14 protein-coding genes are annotated in these 15933 nt (G+C 52.7%); 5 read left to right on the top strand and 9 right to left on the bottom strand.

Annotated features, from left to right (window positions below; genetic code table 11):
* Window positions 1-49 precede the first annotated feature (49 nt).
* The 4 genes from boxA to B9Z32_RS04025 all read right to left on the bottom strand — a co-directional run bounded on the left by boxA (window position 50) and on the right by B9Z32_RS04025 (window position 5592).
* On the bottom strand, window positions 50-1324 hold the full coding sequence (gene boxA / locus B9Z32_RS04040; protein WP_108420054.1) for a benzoyl-CoA 2,3-epoxidase subunit BoxA: 1275 nt from the start codon (window positions 1322-1324) through the stop codon (window positions 50-52).
* Between the two features lie 28 nt (window positions 1325-1352).
* Window positions 1353-2780: a benzoyl-CoA 2,3-epoxidase subunit BoxB gene (gene boxB / locus B9Z32_RS04035; RefSeq protein WP_108420053.1), complete on the bottom strand. Its 1428-nt coding sequence runs from the start codon at window positions 2778-2780 to the stop codon at window positions 1353-1355.
* 108 nt (window positions 2781-2888) lie between these two features.
* Window positions 2889-4547, bottom strand: coding sequence for a 2,3-epoxybenzoyl-CoA dihydrolase (gene boxC, locus B9Z32_RS04030; RefSeq protein WP_108420978.1), 1659 nt, complete (start codon window positions 4545-4547; stop codon window positions 2889-2891).
* Window positions 4548-4674: 127 nt separating this feature from the next.
* A complete protein-coding gene (locus tag B9Z32_RS04025; protein ID WP_233248059.1) occupies window positions 4675-5592 on the bottom strand; it encodes a helix-turn-helix transcriptional regulator in 918 nt (305 codons plus the stop codon).
* Between the two features lie 205 nt (window positions 5593-5797).
* Here B9Z32_RS04025 and B9Z32_RS04020 point away from each other — a divergent pair, with 205 nt between their 5' ends.
* The gene (locus tag B9Z32_RS04020) at window positions 5798-7363 is read left to right on the top strand and encodes a benzoate-CoA ligase family protein (RefSeq protein ID WP_108420052.1); all 1566 of its coding nucleotides are present in this window, start codon (window positions 5798-5800) and stop codon (window positions 7361-7363) included.
* Between the two features lie 5 nt (window positions 7364-7368).
* On the opposite strand, the gene apbC is transcribed toward B9Z32_RS04020, so the two are convergent.
* The gene (apbC, locus tag B9Z32_RS04015) at window positions 7369-8457 is read right to left on the bottom strand and encodes an iron-sulfur cluster carrier protein ApbC (RefSeq protein ID WP_108420051.1); all 1089 of its coding nucleotides are present in this window, start codon (window positions 8455-8457) and stop codon (window positions 7369-7371) included.
* An 89-nt stretch (window positions 8458-8546) separates the two neighbouring features.
* Between apbC and metG the strand changes: the two genes are divergently transcribed.
* The 4 genes from metG to B9Z32_RS03995 are packed head-to-tail and all read left to right on the top strand — an operon-like array spanning window position 8547 to window position 13500.
* Entirely contained in the window at window positions 8547-10631 is a 2085-nt protein-coding gene (metG, locus tag B9Z32_RS04010) for a methionine--tRNA ligase (protein WP_108420050.1), read from the top strand.
* Window positions 10632-10685: 54 nt separating this feature from the next.
* Window positions 10686-12380, top strand: coding sequence for a SulP family inorganic anion transporter (locus B9Z32_RS04005; RefSeq protein ID WP_108420049.1), 1695 nt, complete (start codon window positions 10686-10688; stop codon window positions 12378-12380).
* A 56-nt stretch (window positions 12381-12436) separates the two neighbouring features.
* Window positions 12437-12640, top strand: a complete 204-nt coding sequence (locus B9Z32_RS04000; protein ID WP_108420976.1) for a DUF3460 family protein — start codon at window positions 12437-12439, stop codon at window positions 12638-12640.
* 5 nt (window positions 12641-12645) lie between these two features.
* Window positions 12646-13500: a ScpA family protein gene (locus tag B9Z32_RS03995; protein WP_108420975.1), complete on the top strand. Its 855-nt coding sequence runs from the start codon at window positions 12646-12648 to the stop codon at window positions 13498-13500.
* Window positions 13501-13512: 12 nt separating this feature from the next.
* On the opposite strand, the gene B9Z32_RS03990 is transcribed toward B9Z32_RS03995, so the two are convergent.
* The 4 genes from B9Z32_RS03990 to B9Z32_RS03975 all read right to left on the bottom strand — a co-directional run bounded on the left by B9Z32_RS03990 (window position 13513) and on the right by B9Z32_RS03975 (window position 15849).
* On the bottom strand, window positions 13513-14529 hold the full coding sequence (locus tag B9Z32_RS03990; RefSeq protein WP_108420974.1) for an NAD(P)H-dependent glycerol-3-phosphate dehydrogenase: 1017 nt from the start codon (window positions 14527-14529) through the stop codon (window positions 13513-13515).
* A 26-nt stretch (window positions 14530-14555) separates the two neighbouring features.
* A complete protein-coding gene (gene secB / locus B9Z32_RS03985) occupies window positions 14556-15014 on the bottom strand; it encodes a protein-export chaperone SecB (RefSeq protein WP_108420048.1) in 459 nt (152 codons plus the stop codon).
* A 116-nt stretch (window positions 15015-15130) separates the two neighbouring features.
* On the bottom strand, window positions 15131-15391 hold the full coding sequence (gene grxC / locus B9Z32_RS03980) for a glutaredoxin 3 (RefSeq protein WP_108420047.1): 261 nt from the start codon (window positions 15389-15391) through the stop codon (window positions 15131-15133).
* A 50-nt stretch (window positions 15392-15441) separates the two neighbouring features.
* Complete coding sequence (locus B9Z32_RS03975; RefSeq protein WP_108420046.1) at window positions 15442-15849, bottom strand: rhodanese-like domain-containing protein; 408 nt, start codon at window positions 15847-15849, stop codon at window positions 15442-15444.
* Window positions 15850-15933: the final 84 nt, after the last annotated feature.

The raw sequence follows: 15933 nt of genomic DNA, 5'->3' as shown, positions 1-15933 counted from the left end.
GTCATCGGTGCTTGTCAGCCTTTAAACCACCTATTTGGAGGGCGAAACCTTAATAGGTTTCGAGGTGCAATCGACCTTCTTTTTTGAGCGCGGCGCCCACCTGATCCCAATTGAGACCCGCTTGGGTGGCCACGTCGTGCAAAGCCAAGACCACGCCCTCTTCCATGCTCTTCAAACCGCAGACATAGAAATAGGTGTTGGGGTCTTTGAGAAGGGCCACCAAATCGGCGGCGCGCTCGCGCATGGCGTCTTGCACATAACGCTTGGGCTGGCCAGGCGTGCGAGAGAAGGCAAAGTTGATGTCAATAAAGTCTTTGGGCAGCTTTTGCAGCGGGCCAAAGTAAGGCAATTCTTCTTGGGTGCGGGCACCGAAGAACAACATGAGTTTGCCACCTTCAAATTTGCCTGTTTGACGCAAACGACGGCGCCACTCGGTCATGCCGCGCATGGGCGCACTGCCTGTGCCGGTGCAAATCATGACGATGTTGGACTTGGGGTGGTTGGGCATCAGGAAACTGCTGCCAAACGGGCCAATCACCTGAATGGTGTCGCCCACTTTCACATCGCAAAGGTAGTTAGAGCAAACGCCTTGAACGGCTTTGCCTTCGTGGTCTTCAACCACGCGCTTGACGGTCAAAGACACATTGTTGTAGCCGGCCCGTTCACCGTTGCGCGGACTGGCAATGGAGTACTGCCGTGCATGGTGTGCCTTGCCAGAAGCATCAACGCCTGGCGGCACGATGGCCACTGACTGGCCTTCCAATACTGGGAAAGGCATGCTGCCGAAATCAATCACGATGTGATGGGTTTCGTTAGATGTACCGGCTTCGTTGACTTTGAAGTTGCCCACCACAGTGGCTTGCGTGGGCGTTTTAGGACCATACAAGTTGGTGTAGGCGTGGGCTGCAGACCAAGGTGGCAAAGTTGAACCATAGGCCGCTGAATTGAATGTCGCTTCGCCAGAAGCATTCACTGCTTGCGTAGGTGCATGCTCTGCCGCAGGAGTTGCCGCAACGGCATCACTGCTGACACCCATGGCTTGAAGTTCGGCTTCGCTCAAGGCGGAAGGCAGCTCATCCCACGTCAATTGCTCTTCTGTGGAATAGGCCTTGACCTTGGGCATGCTGCGCCAGTTGTCAATGGAGCCTGTGGGGCAAGGTGGCACACAGGCCATGCACAGATTGCATTTGTCAGCATCAACCACGTAATTGCGAGAATCGTGCGTGATGGCGCCTACGGGGCAAGTGGCCTCGCAGGTGTTGCAACGAATGCAGATCTCGGGATCAATCAGGTGTTGCTGAATTAAAACGGCTTCTGTGGTCATGGCGTGTGTGTTGGATCTACTTTAGATCTCAGCTGAAACGAACATAGTCGAAGTCTACAGGCTGGCGGTTGATGCCCATGACAGGAGGGGCAATCCAGTTAGCAAACTTACCTGGCTCTGTGACGCGGCCCATCAGGCTGGCTACATAGGCGCGGTCATCGTTGGTAGGCAACCACTCGCCCACTTTGGACATCCACTCTTCGCTGGTGACCACACGGCCATCGGGCGTGATTTTGGAACCAGACAAAGAACCGATGTTGCGGTGGAAAGCTTTGTGAGGCGCTGTCAACTTGAATGAAATACCGGCCTTTTCAATCACACGGTTCCAACGCTCAATACCGCCTTTGGAATCGGTGATGTAGTCGTCGCGCAGAACTTCGTTCAAAGCGTTCAACATGGGCACTTCTTTTTCAATCAACTTGCCATTTTCAACGGCCAAGATTTTGTAAGTGTTGCCCTTCAACACGTGGTCGTCTGTGCGCTTGCCTTCTTCGTAGCGGCCTTTGAGGCCTGAGCTGTAGAAAGTAGCAGCGTTGGAAGACTCGTCGGCACCAAACAAATCGATGGTGACTGAGAAGTGGAAGTTGATGTAGCGCTGTATGGTGGGCAAATCGATCACGCCAGCAGCACGCAGTTTGGCCACGTCGTCAGTCTTGAGTTGGTTCATCACATCAACGGTGCGCTGGATGGTGCGGCTCACGCCAGACTCGCCCACAAACATGTGGTGCGCTTCTTCGGTCAACATGAACTTGGTGGTGCGTGCCAATGGGTCGAATGCAGACTCGGCCAAAGCACACAATTGGAACTTGCCGTCACGGTCTGTGAAGTAAGTGAACATGAAGAAGGACAACCAGTCGGGCGTCTTCTCGTTGAAGGCTTGCAAGATGCGGGGATTGTCTTCGTTGCCGCTGTTGCGTTGTAACAAAGCATCGGCTTCTTCACGGCCGTCTCTGCCAAAGTATTTGTGCAGCAAGTACACCATGGCCCACAAGTGACGGCCTTCTTCCACGTTGATTTGAAACAGGTTGCGCAGGTCGTACATGCTAGGTGCCGTGAGGCCCAAGTGGCGTTGCTGCTCAACTGACGCTGGCTCGGTGTCGCCTTGTGTCACGATGATGCGGCGCAGGTTAGCGCGGTGTTCGCCAGGCACGTCTTGCCAAACTTTTTCACCCTTGTGATCGCCAAAATGAATTTGACGCTCTTGGTCACCTGGGTTCAAAAACACACCCCAGCGGTAGTCGCGCATTTTGACGTGACCAAACTGTGCCCAACCTTGTGGGTCAACGCTGACGGCTGTACGCAAGTACACGTCCATGTCTTTTGAACCCTCGGGGCCCATGTCGTCCCACCAGTTGATGAAGTTAGGCTGCCATTGCTCAAGCGCACGTTGCAGAGTGCGGTCTTCAGACAAGTTGACGTTGTTTGGAATCTTTTCGCTGTAGTTGATACCGGACATGAGAGTCTCCAGAAATTAAAGCAACGGTGGGGTCAAATTTGGGTTGCAGCAAAGACCACCGGGAACCTTGCTGCACAACACTTTCAAAACTTTTTGTAAATAAATGGCTTACACACGGTTCATGTCGAACTGCACTTTTTCACCTTTGCCGTACACCTTCAAAGCACCTTTTTCACCCACGGCATTGGGGCGCTGGAAGATCCAGTTTTGCCATGCAGTGAGGCGGCCAAAAATACGGGTGAGCATGTTCTCTTGGCTGGCAAAACGCAAGTTGGCTTCGAGGCCTGTGAGGGCGTCGGGTGACATGGCAGCGCGCTCTTCCAAGCACATGCGAATTTCGTCTTCCCAATCGATATCGTCGGGTGCAGCAGTGACCAAGCCCAAATCCAAAGCAGCATCAGCGTCCAATGCTTTGCCAATGGCACCACGAGCCGCTTCCATGGCCGGCACTTCTTCGTAGAAGCGACGAGCCAAACGAGACTGGTCGTTCACCATGGGGTAGAAGCCGAAGTTGAATTCGTTCAACTGAATGGTGGGTGCTTTGTCAGCATCGTCTGGCAAGGCCAACATGTAAGTGCGGTCTGCACAGAAGGCCAATTCGGCAAAGGTACCAACGAAGCAGGTGCCCTCTTCGACGATGGCAAAAATACTGCGTGATGACACATCCAAACGTGCCAAAGTGCGGCGCAAGTGGCCAATGGTTTCGCGCACGAACCAGTGATCTTTGTGAGCCAACAAAGTAGCGTCGCTGGCCAACACGGCTTTGGCATCGCCAGTGGCTTTGAGCAGCCATGTGCCAATATCAAGTTCGTTGGTACGCATGTGCAAAATGGCGTCGTCCAACTCACGCACCATTTGCAGGGGCCACCACTGAGCGCCAGCTGCCAAGATGCCAGCGATGTCTGTGGGTTGTGCAGAGGCAGGCGCTTTGACTGTGAAGGTGGCAACACGTTTTGCGCGGTCGATTTCAACTGTGACGTTGTTGTAACTGAGACTGTTCTCTGAAATATTGCGTTGAATGGGTGTCAGTGATACCCCTTTTTCAGCAGCAGGACGATCGCTTTGTGCAGCCAATTTGTCTGCGCGCTCACGCACCACTTGCTGGAATTGGTTGGGCTTGGCAATGGCATCGACCAAGCGCCAGTCGACGGCTTTTTGACCACGAACACCTTCCACACTGGTGCAGAAAATATCGGCCAAGTCGTGGCGTACGTGGCGCTTGTCGGTGACGCGAGTCAGACCACCCGTCCCTGGCAATACGCCAAGCAATGGCACTTCAGGCAATGAAACTGATGAAGAACGGTCGTCGACCAAAACGATGTCATCGCAAGCCAAAGCCAACTCATAACCACCGCCAGCGCAGGCGCCGTTCAATGCGGCCACAAATTTCAAGCCAGAGTATTTACTGGAGTCTTCAATGCCGTTGCGTGTTTCGTTGGTGAACTTACAGAAGTTAACTTTCCAGCCATGGGTAGAAACACCCAACATGAAAATGTTGGCACCAGAGCAGAACACGCGGTCTTTCAAACTGGTCACCACCACAGAGCGAACTTCGGGGTGCTCAAAGCGAATGCGCTGCAGAGCATCGTGCAATTCAATGTCCACACCCAAGTCGTATGAGTTGAGCTTGAGTTTGTAGCCAGGCCGAATGCCAGCGTTTTCATCGATGTTGATGGACAAAGTAGCCACTGCGCCGTCAAATGCCAAGCTGATGTGCTTGTAGTTTTCGGGTGAGGTTTGGTAATTGACGATGGGTGCTGATGTCATGTGTGTCTCCAAATTGAGTTGCTGAGCCGATGACATGCAGTTTATTGCATAAATTCAAAACACTCAACATGCAATTTATTGCAAATAATAAGTATTTACCCTATATTTTAGAAATATTTTGCAATCTTCACTCAACCCACTGAATTACTTTGCGTACTTCAGTTTTCAAACGTTTGAAGCTCTCGTCGGTGTCTTGCGCACTGGTATCGATGCTGATGTCGGCTTTTGAGTAAAAAGCCGAGCGGCCCTCCAAGATGCGCTTCAAATCTTCCATGGCTTCAGGGCTGGCCGCCATAGGACGCAGATCGCCTTGTGCAGCCACTCGTGCCATGTGATCGTTAGCACTGGCTTGCAACCACACAGTGGTGCAATGCGACAACAACAAGTTGAAATTGGCTGAATCGGAGACCAATCCACCCGGTGTTGCAATGACCACCTCAGGATAAATTTGAATGGCTTCCTCTAACGCACGGCGTTCGTAACGGCGGTAGGCATTGGCACCATAAAGGTTGTGAATTTCACTGATTTGACAGCCTGCAAATTTTTCAATTTCACGGCTGAGTTCGATAAACGCAAAACCCAAATCGTCTGCCAAACGCTGACCCAGCGTGGTTTTGCCAGCACCTCGCAGACCAATCAGTGCAATGCGAGTCCGACGAGCAGAAGCATCACCACCTTCTCCAAACATTTCTGTCAGCTGTACACGGGCACGTCTCAAATCAGACTCTGTGCGCTTGCTCAACAACTCCCGAATGAGCAGCCACTCGGGTGAGCTGGTACTGATATCGCCCAACAATTCTGCCAAGGAGCATTGCAAGGCATGAGACACCTGGAGCAATACCAACACAGACACATTCCCTGTGCCATATTCCAAATTGGCCAAGTGGCGCTCTGACACATCCGCTGCCAAGGCAACGGCTTTTCGCGTCATGCCTTTGCGAGAGCGCAAGTTGCGAACACGCTCTCCCAACGCCATCAAAAAAGGGCTGCGCAATGGCTCCAATGAGTCTCCAACTTCAACAAATGCGGTTGATGCTTCAGTCACCGACGTCTCCAAAAACTTATGAAGGGGATACAAATTTCTCAATTTATAAGGGAAAACCCTTAAATTTGGCGGCAGACAAAACATGCACTTTACTGCATACTCATCTGCAAGCAAGATAGTGCATTTATACCGCTTGTTGAAAGAATTCCAAAGCTTTTTAATGCACCTTGAATAAAAAATTTTGATCCAGATCACGGAGACAACCATGACACTGCCCTCAGCACCTCCCGCGCAATTCAACTTTGCACAATTTTTGATTGCGGCCAACAACAGTCGCAAAGACAAGACGGCGCTCATTGACGATGCGGGCAGCCTCACCTACGGCGAAATGGGCGAACAAATCAGAGCCTGTGCAGCGGGTCTGCGAAAGTTAGGCCTCAAGCGAGAAGAACGCGTTCTCTTGTTGATGCACGACAGCACAGACTGGATCGTGTCATTCTTGGGCGCACTTTATGCAGGTGTGGTGCCCGTTGCTGTCAACACCCTGTTAACGGCAGATGACTACGTATTCATGATCAACAACAGCCGAGCTCAAGCGGCTTTGGTGTCCTCGGCTTTGTTAACCACTTTGAACACTGCCATTTCGCTAGGCACCAAAAGCATCAAGCACGTGGTGGTGTCCCGCCACGAGGGCGAATTGCCAGCACCCCACATGCATTTCAAAGACTTGTTGGCGTCTGCCGCAGGCCCCAGCTTACCTGCTGAAACACATACAGACGAACCCGCTTTCTGGTTGTTCTCCTCCGGCTCAACGGGCAATCCCAAAGGCACCGTACACACTCAAGGCAATCTGTATTGGACCGCGCAGTTGTATGGCAAAGGCGTTTTGGCATTGACGTCCAATGACGTGGTGTTTTCAGCAGCCAAGTTGTTCTTTGCCTATGGTTTGGGCAACGCCCTCACCTTCCCCTTAAGCGTTGGCGCCAGTGTGGTGTTGATGGCAGAGCGCCCCACACCGCAAGCCACATTCAAGCGATTGATCACCCACAAACCCACCGTGTTTTATGGTGCGCCCACGGGCTATGGCGGTATGTTGGCAAGTCCTGACTTGCCCAGCAAAGACCAAGTGGCATTGCGCCTGTGCTCATCCGCTGGTGAAGCCTTGCCTGCAGACATTGGTGAGCGTTGGACCGCCCGCTTTGGCTGCGAAATCATCGACGGCATTGGCTCTACCGAAATGCTACACGTATTTTTGTCCAACACGCCAGGCGATGTTCGTTATGGCACCACAGGCAAGCCTGTGCCGGGCTACGAAGTGCAATTACGCGGGAAAGAGGGCCAGGTACTGTCGGGCCACGACGAGATTGGCGATCTTTACATCAAGGGCCCGAGTGCTGCATTGATGTACTGGAACAACCGCGAAAAATCACGCGACACCTTCCAAGGTGAATGGACCAAAAGCGGCGACAAATACTCACGCGACTCAGACGGCTACTACACCTACGCAGGACGCAACGATGACATGCTCAAAGTGAGTGGCATTTATGTGTCGCCGTTTGAAGTGGAGTCGACCTTGGTTCAACACCCGGCCATTTTGGAAGCCGCTGTCATTGGCAAAGCTGACACCGACGGCCTCACCAAAACGAAAGCCTTCATTGTTTTGAAAGCCGGCCAGAGCCTGACGGAAGAAGACGTGAAAGTGTTTGTGAAAGAGCGCTTGGCTCCTTACAAATACCCCCGCTTTGTAGAGTTCATCGCTGAGCTTCCCAAAACTGCCACCGGCAAGATTCAACGTTTCCGTTTGCGCGATATGGAAAACAAAAAGGCTTGAGGGGTTCAGGTGTTTTTAGAAACCGTGATGGTAGGGAACTTGGCTGAAAAGTCTTTGGCCTTGGCCGCAATTTTGATGGCCACTTGGCGAGCCACCGACTTGTAAATGCCCGCCACTTCGCCATCGGGGTCGGCCACCACAGTAGGTTTACCATTGTCGGCTTGCAAGCGAATTTGCATGTTCAAGGGCAAGGCGCCCAAGTAATCCATTTGGTAGTTTTCGGCCATTTTCTTGCCGCCATCGGCGCCAAAGATGTGCTCAATATGGCCACAATTGGTGCAAACGTGAACCGCCATGTTTTCCACAATGCCCAAAATGGGCACGCCCACTTTCTCAAACATCTTGATGCCCTTTTTGGCATCGAGCAAAGCGATGTCTTGCGGTGTGGTCACAATCACGGCACCGGTCATGGGCACGCGCTGGCTGAGGGTGAGTTGAATGTCACCAGTGCCAGGTGGCATGTCAATGATCAAGTAATCCAAATCTTTCCAATTGGTCTGGCGCAGCAGCTGCTCCAGCGCCTGTGTGGCCATGGGGCCACGCCAAATCATGGCTTCGTCTTGGTTCACCAAGAAGCCAATCGACATCACTTGCACACCATAGTTTTCCATGGGCTCCATGGTTTTGCCGTCTTCGCTCTCGGGGCGGCCTTCAATGCCCATCATCATGGGCTGGCTGGGGCCATAAATGTCGGCATCCAGCAGGCCCACACTGGCGCCTTCTGCGGCCAGCGCCAGCGCCAAGTTGACTGCTGTGGTGCTCTTGCCCACGCCGCCCTTGCCTGAGGCAACGGCTACGATGTTTTTCACTTGAGGCAACAAGGCCACACCTCGCTGTGCGGCATGCGCCACAATTTTGGTGGTGACGTTGGCAGAAACATTGGTCACGCCGGGCACCTGTTTGGCTGCGGCAATAAGGGCGTTGCGCAAACCAGGGATTTGGCTCTTGGCGGGATAGCCCAACTCGACATCAAAAGCCACATTGCCACCGTCCACCACCAGGTTTTTCAGAGCTTTGGTGGAGACGAAATCTTTGCCAGTGTTGGGGTCGATGACCGATTCGAGGGCTTTTTGGAGTTGTTCTGGGGTCGACATGTGAAACTTTCTGCGAATGGCAGGAAGTTTAGCGACATCGGAGGGCCGAAGCCCATAAAATCGAGGATTCCCCTACAAACTGACCCCTCATGTCTGCCTCGACTGCTTCGAACCTCCCCGATACCAAGCGACAAATATTTGTCACGACCGCTTTGCCCTATGCCAACGGCAATTTCCACATCGGTCACATCATGGAGTACATCCAGGCCGACACTTGGGTTCGTGCGCAGCGCATGCAAGGTCATGAGGTGCACTTTGTGTGTGCCGACGACGCGCATGGCGCTCCTATCATGATTGCTGCCGAAAAAGCTGGCATCACACCACAGCAATTTGTGGCCAACATTGCTTCGGGTCGCAAGCCTTATCTCGATGGCTTTCACATCGCCTTTGACAATTGGCACTCCACCGACGGCCCCGAAAACCACGAACTGGCCCAACAAATTTACCGCGATCTCAAAGCTGCAGGCTTCATCGCCACCAAGACCATCGAGCAATTCTTTGACCCCGAAAAGTCGATGTTCTTGCCCGACCGTTTCATCAAAGGCGAATGCCCTAAGTGCGGCGCCAAAGACCAGTATGGCGACAGCTGCGAATCGTGCGGTGCGGTTTACGCCCCCACCGAAGTGAAGAATCCCTATTCCGCTTTGTCTGGCGCCACACCTGTGCTGAAGCAATCTGAGCACTACTTCTTCAAACTGTCAGACCCTCGCTGCGTTGAGTTCCTAGAAAAATGGACGCACGACACAGGGCGCTTGCAGCCCGAAGTGCTGAACAAAATCAAAGAGTGGTTTGCCAAAGACGAAGAAGGCCAGGGCGGCTTGGGCGACTGGGACATCAGCCGCGACGCGCCCTATTTCGGCATTGAAATTCCTGACGCACCCGGCAAATATTTTTACGTGTGGCTCGATGCACCCATTGGCTATTTGGCTTCTCTCAAAAACTATTTGGGCAAAATTGGTGTGGACTACAACGCCTACATCAACAACCCCAAGGTCGAGCAGTACCACTTCATTGGCAAAGACATCACGTATTTCCACACCTTGTTCTGGCCCGCCATGCTGCATTTCAGCGGCCGCAAAACACCCAACGCAGTTTATGTGCACGGATTCTTAACTGTCAGCGGCGAGAAGATGAGCAAGAGCCGCGGCACCGGCCTCGACCCTCTCAAGTATTTGAAACTGGGCATGAACCCCGAATGGCTGCGTTATTACATTGCGGCCAAACTCAATGGCCGCAACGAAGACGTCGACTTCAACCCTGAAGACTTCATGGCCCGCGTCAACTCCGACTTGGTGGGCAAGTACATCAACATTGCGTCGCGCGCAGCTGGCTTCATTGCCAAGCGCTTAGGTGGCAAACTGGGCCTTGTGTCTGCCGATGGACAAGCTTTGCTCAAGCAATTGCACGAAGGCGTGGCGCCCGTTGCGAAGCTTTACGATGAGCGTGACTACGCCAAAGCATTGCGCGAAGTGATGCTCTTGGCCGACCGAGTGAACGAATACGTCGATCAAAACAAACCCTGGGAATTGGCCAAGCAAGAAGGCATGGACACACGCCTGCACGACGTTTGCACCACCTGCATCGAAGCCTTCCGCTTGCTCAGTGTCATGTTAAAACCTGTGCTGCCTTCTTTGGCCAGCAACGTGGAAAAGTTCTTGAATATTGATGCCATGAACTTCACAGATGTGAAAGCTTCGCTGGGTGCAGGTCATGCCATCAACGACTACAAGCACCTGATGCAACGGGTCGATGTGGCCATGTTGGATGCTTTGTTTGAAGCACCTGAACCTGTGGTCGAAGCGGCGCCATTGCCTGGCGGCGAAGCCATTGCACCCACCATTTCCATCGACGACTTTGCCAAGATCGATCTGCGCATTGCGCAAATTGTGCAATGCGAAGCGGTGGAGGGTTCAAGCAAGTTGTTGAGACTCACCTTGGATGTGGGCGAAGGCAAACACCGCAATGTGTTCAGTGGCATTGCCAGTGTTTACAGACCCGAAGACTTGGTTGGCAAGCTCACCGTCATGGTGGCCAATTTGGCGCCACGCAAAATGAAGTTTGGCGTTTCTGAAGGCATGGTACTGGCCGCCAGCCATGCGGATGAAAAAGCGGAGCCTGGCATTTATGTGTTGAATCCATGGCCAGGCGCAAAACCTGGCATGCGAATTCACTGATCTGGCTCTTTCGGCCAGCCAATCACTAGGTCGTTTCCAACGCTACACTGAAGCATGGCCTTCTTCTTTCGCCCCAAACTTGTCGACTCTTTGAAGGGTTACAGCCGGGCGCAACTGGGCACAGATATCGCGGCAGGCTTTACCGTCGGTGTGGTTGCTTTGCCATTGGCCATGGCCTTTGCCATCGCTTCAGGGCTCAAACCCGAAGCGGGCCTGTTCACTGCCATCATTGCAGGTTTCATCATATCGGCATTGGGTGGCAGCAGAGTTCAAATTGGCGGCCCGGCGGGCGCCTTCATTGTCATTGTGTATGGCATCTTAGAACGCTATGGCCTGGCCAATCTCATCCTGGCTACCGCTGCTTCAGGTGTCTTGCTCTTTGTCATGGGCTTGCTCAAATTGGGCAACCTCATCAGATTCATACCCGTGGCGGTAATCATTGGTTTTACCAACGGCATTGCCGTGTTGATCATGTTGTCGCAAGTGAAAGATTTTTTGGGGCTTCAGGTCACAAACATGCCTGCCGATTTTTTTGGCATTTTGCAAACCTTGCATGAAACGCTGCCCACCTTTCAAGCCCCTGCACTGGCATTGGCATGTGGCTCATTGGTCCTGATTGTGGTTTGGCAGCGGCTGTTTTCAGCCCAACAAGGCCAAGCGCCCGTGAAGGGACTTAAACGCATTTTGCAAGTGGTGCCCGGCTCCATCGTGGCCCTCATTGCAGCCACCTTGATTGCATCCTTACTGCAACTGCCAGTCGAAACTATCGGCAGTAAATTTGGTGGCATTCCTTCAGAGTTACCCAGTTTTGTCTGGCCAGAATTCAGCTTGGCCAACCTGCAGCACTTGAGCATGCCCATCTTCACCTTGACATTGCTGGGTGCCATCGAGTCCTTGCTGTGCGCCCGCATTGCCGATGGCCTCATTGGCGACAAGCACAACCCCAATCAAGAACTCATGGCACAGGGCGTGGCCAATTTTGTCACCCCCTTTTTCGGTGGCATGCCCGCCACTGGCACCATTGCACGCACGGTGACCAACGTCAAAAGTGGCGGTCGTTCACCCATTGCCGGCATGGTTCACGCCCTGGTTTTGTTGGCGGTGGTATGGGTGGCAGCGCCATTGGCCAATCACGTGCCATTGCCAGCACTGGCTGCCATCTTGATGTTTGTGGCTTGGAACATGGGTGAATGGCACGCATTCAAAGATTTAACACAGTTCCGAGTGCCTTACCGCATCACCTTGTTGGCCGTTTTTTTGCTCACCATCGTGGTCGACCTCACAGTGGCCATCGAATTTGGTTTGTTTGCCGCCTGCCTCACTTTCATTTACCGAATTTCCAACCTGAGCCGTGTTGAGCCATTGGGTCCCACGGACAGCCCCTCGCTAAAGAACCAGCATGGGCAAGTCAGTGCATATCGGTTTTATGGGGCCTTGTTCTTTGGCGCGGTGAAACTGGTAGAAGCCATCGAAGAAAATTTGCCGAAAAAATCACTGGTCTTAGACCTCAAAAATTTGATTTATATCGATTCGTCTGGCGCAGACGCTTTGTTGGCTCTGGCCAAAATCTGCCAAAAAAAGCACGTGCAGCTGATCATTTGCGGGCTGCATCACCAACCGCTCGACATTGCTCGCAGAACCGGCTTGCTCACCACAATGGGCCAGAATGTTTACCCAGATTGGTCTTCGGCGCTAGAAGCGGCCCTTGAAGCAGCTCTTGAAGTGGCCCATATGTCAGAAAAACCCTAGCGCCGTAACGCTAAAATAAGCCTCAATTCATTAGAAAGCGCTTTGCCATGTCGCTCCTGCATTTTTTCCGTCGCCCTGACTACCAATCCGACACCACCCAGTTCATTGAACAACTCAAGGCAGATCGGCCTCACCTTGACGCAGCGCAAAAAGAAGCCCGTGCTTTGCTGTGGAACGCCTCGGTTGACCGCCATGTCTTGAAAGAATTCAATTCAGGCCGTGTGGCCCAAAAGCCCTACGTTTATCAAACAAAAGGTTGAGTCTTTTGGAAAACACCGCTGCTCCCCCAGAGCTTCTGCCCACCGTTGAAAACACGGCGGGTCTGCCCGAGGTCATTGACCACGTGGCAGTGGCTCGTTTGTATGGCGAGCCTTTGTTTTCAATGCCCAACGACCTTTACATCCCACCCGATGCTTTAGAGGTTTTTTTAGAGGCTTTTGAAGGTCCTCTGGACTTGCTGCTCTACCTCATTCGCAAGCAAAACTTCAACATTCTCGACATTCCCATGGCCGCGGTCACGCGCCAGTACCTCAGTTATGTCGATGAAATTCGCGAGCACAACCTTGAGTTGGCTGCTGAGTATTTGCTCATGGCCGCCATGCTGATTGAAATCAAATCGCGCATGCTGTTGCCACCCAAAAAAGTGGCGGAGGGCCAAGAGCCCGAAGACCCGCGTGCCGAATTGGTTCGTCGTTTGCTGGAATACGAGCAAATGAAAATGGCCTCCATGCAGTTGGGCAATTTGCCGCAGTACGGCCGCGACTTTTTAAAGGCTCAGGTCTACATCGAGCAAAGTCTGCAACCGCGCTTTCCCGATGTGCACTTGGTTGAACTTCAAGAAGCTTGGCGCGACATTTTGAAACGTGCCAAACTGGTTCAGCACCACAAAATTACCCGCGAAGAACTCAGTGTGCGAGAGCACATGAGCATCGTTTTAAAGCACTTACAGGGCCGCAAGTTTGTCGAGTTTGAAAACTTGTTCGATCCCAGCAAAGGCACGCCCGTGTTGGTAGTCACATTCATTGCCTTGCTTGAGTTGGCCAAAGAAACGCTAATTGAAATTACCCAAGCTGAAGCCTTCGCACCCATCTACGTGCGGCTGTCGTTCACACCCGTTTAACTCACAAATGCTTTAAGCCGTTTCGCCCTTGGCGTCTCGACCCATGAGCGCTGCCACGGCTTCAGAGGGTTTTAAGTGGCCGTCTAGCAAGGCCACCACACCCTGAGCAATGGGCATCTCAATGCCCAGCGCCTGTGCACGCTTGACCACGGTGCGAGCGCTGTAAACACCCTCGGCCACATGGCCCAAGGATTGAACCGCTTGATGCAAATCCATGCCCTGCGCCAACAACAGTCCTACTTTGCGATTGCGGCTCAAATCGCCTGTGGCTGTAAGAACCAAATCGCCCAAGCCAGACAAGCCCATAAAGGTTTCTGCTTTGGCGCCCAAGGCCATGCCCAGACGAGTCATTTCTGACAAACCTCGGGTGATCAATGCAGCCCGTGCATTCAGGCCTAAGTTCAGGCCATCACACAATCCGGTGGCAATGGCCAACACATTTTTCACTGCGCCGCCCACTTCGACACCCACCATGTCGTCGTTGGCATAAACACGCAAACTAGGGCTGTGAAAAGCCTCTACCAAAATTTGTCGCACCGCGGCATGGGCACTGGCAGCTACCAGCGCAGTGGGCTGACCGCGCGCCACTTCCAATGCAAAGCTGGGACCACTCAATGCGCCCGACATCAAATGGGGCGCAACTTGTTGGCAAACCTCATGAGGCATGGCACCCGATTCAATGTGGGGTGAGGCTGCTTCAAACCCTTTGCAAAGCCAAGCCACCGGCACTTGAACATTTTGCAATGTTTGCAGCATGCTGCGCAGCGCAGACATGGGTGTGCCAATGACAATCAGGTCATGGCCAGCAGCCCATGAGGCCAATTCCGAAACATCTGAACTGGTGCAGCGCAAGGTTTTGGGGAATTCAACCTCAGGCAAATAACGCTGGTTGCGACCTTGCAATTGCATCTCTTTGGCAGCAACAGGGTCACGCGTCCACAATTGAACCTGGTGTCCTGCCGCATGCCGACTGGCGCTGACGGCCAGCGCTGTGCCCCAAGCACCTGCCCCGATGACCGCGATCTTCAGGCTCAAGTTGGGGGCCTCAAAGTCAATTACTGGACTTGCGGTGCTGCCGCTTTTCCTGCCGCTTCAGCTTGTTGTTGCTCGTACATGGCTTGGAAGTTAATTTCGGCCAAGTGCACGGGTGGAAAGCCTCCACGGGTGATCATGTCGGCAACGTTGCCACGCAAGTAGGGGTAAATGATTTGGGGGCAAGCGATGCCCATGACAGAGCCCATTTGGTCTTCAGGCAAATTGCGAATTTCAAAAATACCAGCTTGCTTGCACTCTACCAAGAACACGGTTTTGTCTTCAATTTTGGTGTGCACTGTGGCAGTAACGCAGACTTCGAAAACACCGTCTGCTGCTTGGTTGGCCTCAACACCCAACTGAATATCGACTGAGGGTTGTTGTTGCTCGAGCAAAATGGCAGGAGAGTTGGGTTGCTCCAAAGACGCTTCTTTCAAGTAAACGCGCTGGATTTGGAACACAGGGGTGCTTGCTTCTGACATAAAAACTCTTGGTAAAAAAGTGGTTTTCCCTTCGGCCGCTTGAAAAGCCCCTGCCGAGAGATTGCAAGCATTATGACCGATAAGAAAAGGGCCGCGTCATGCTTGAACTAATGGATTTAACTGGCTTGCAGGAGCGGCATCAAGCCGCCTTTGGCGTCGAGGGCCATTAAATCGTCGCAACCCCCAACGTGGGTCTCGCCAATGAAAATTTGAGGCACTGTTCTGCGGCCAGTGATGCTCATCATGTGCTCGCGAATTTCGGGCTGGGTATCTATCCTGATTTCCTCAATCTCGGTCACGCCCTTGGCCTTCAAAATTTGCTTGGCTCTAACGCAATATGGGCAAACAGCAGTGGTGTACATCTTCACGTGGGGCATGACTTCTCCAATTCAATACTCAAACAGGCTGATTTCTTTTTCAGATTCGATCAGGCTTTTTCGACGGGCAAACTGGCTTCGCGCCAGGCTTTCAAGCCACCCGATAAGGCCTGCGCACGCTCGTAGCCCAATTTTTTTGCTTGTGTGGCTGCTCGGCTGGCACGGCCGCCCACTTGGCACACCAAGATCACCGGCAAACTCTTGTTTTTGACCATCAGAGGCAGTTGAGTCTCCAACTGACCCAATGGAATGTTCTTGGAGCCCATTGCATGCCCCTGCGCATATTCAGCGGGTTCACAAACATCAATCAAAACCGCTTTTTCGCGGTTGATGAGCAAAACAGCCTCTGTAGGTTCGACACCGCCTGCAGCACCTTTGGTGATAGTTGGCAAAAACAAAGCCAAGGCAGAACCCGCTGCAACGGCGACCAACATCCAGTTTTCAATCAAAAAATTCACAAAAAACCCTTAAAAAGTTCAATTGCAGTCTAATTCAATAAGACATGCCAGATTCGAATTCTAAAATGCTGGGCGTGATCCCGC

Source organism: Limnohabitans sp. MMS-10A-178 (assembly GCF_003063375.1).
Classification (GTDB): Bacteria; Pseudomonadota; Gammaproteobacteria; order Burkholderiales; family Burkholderiaceae_C; genus Limnohabitans_A.
The sequence above is the reverse complement of the archived record's forward strand: the minus strand, read 5'-3'. Positions and strand labels throughout refer to the sequence as shown.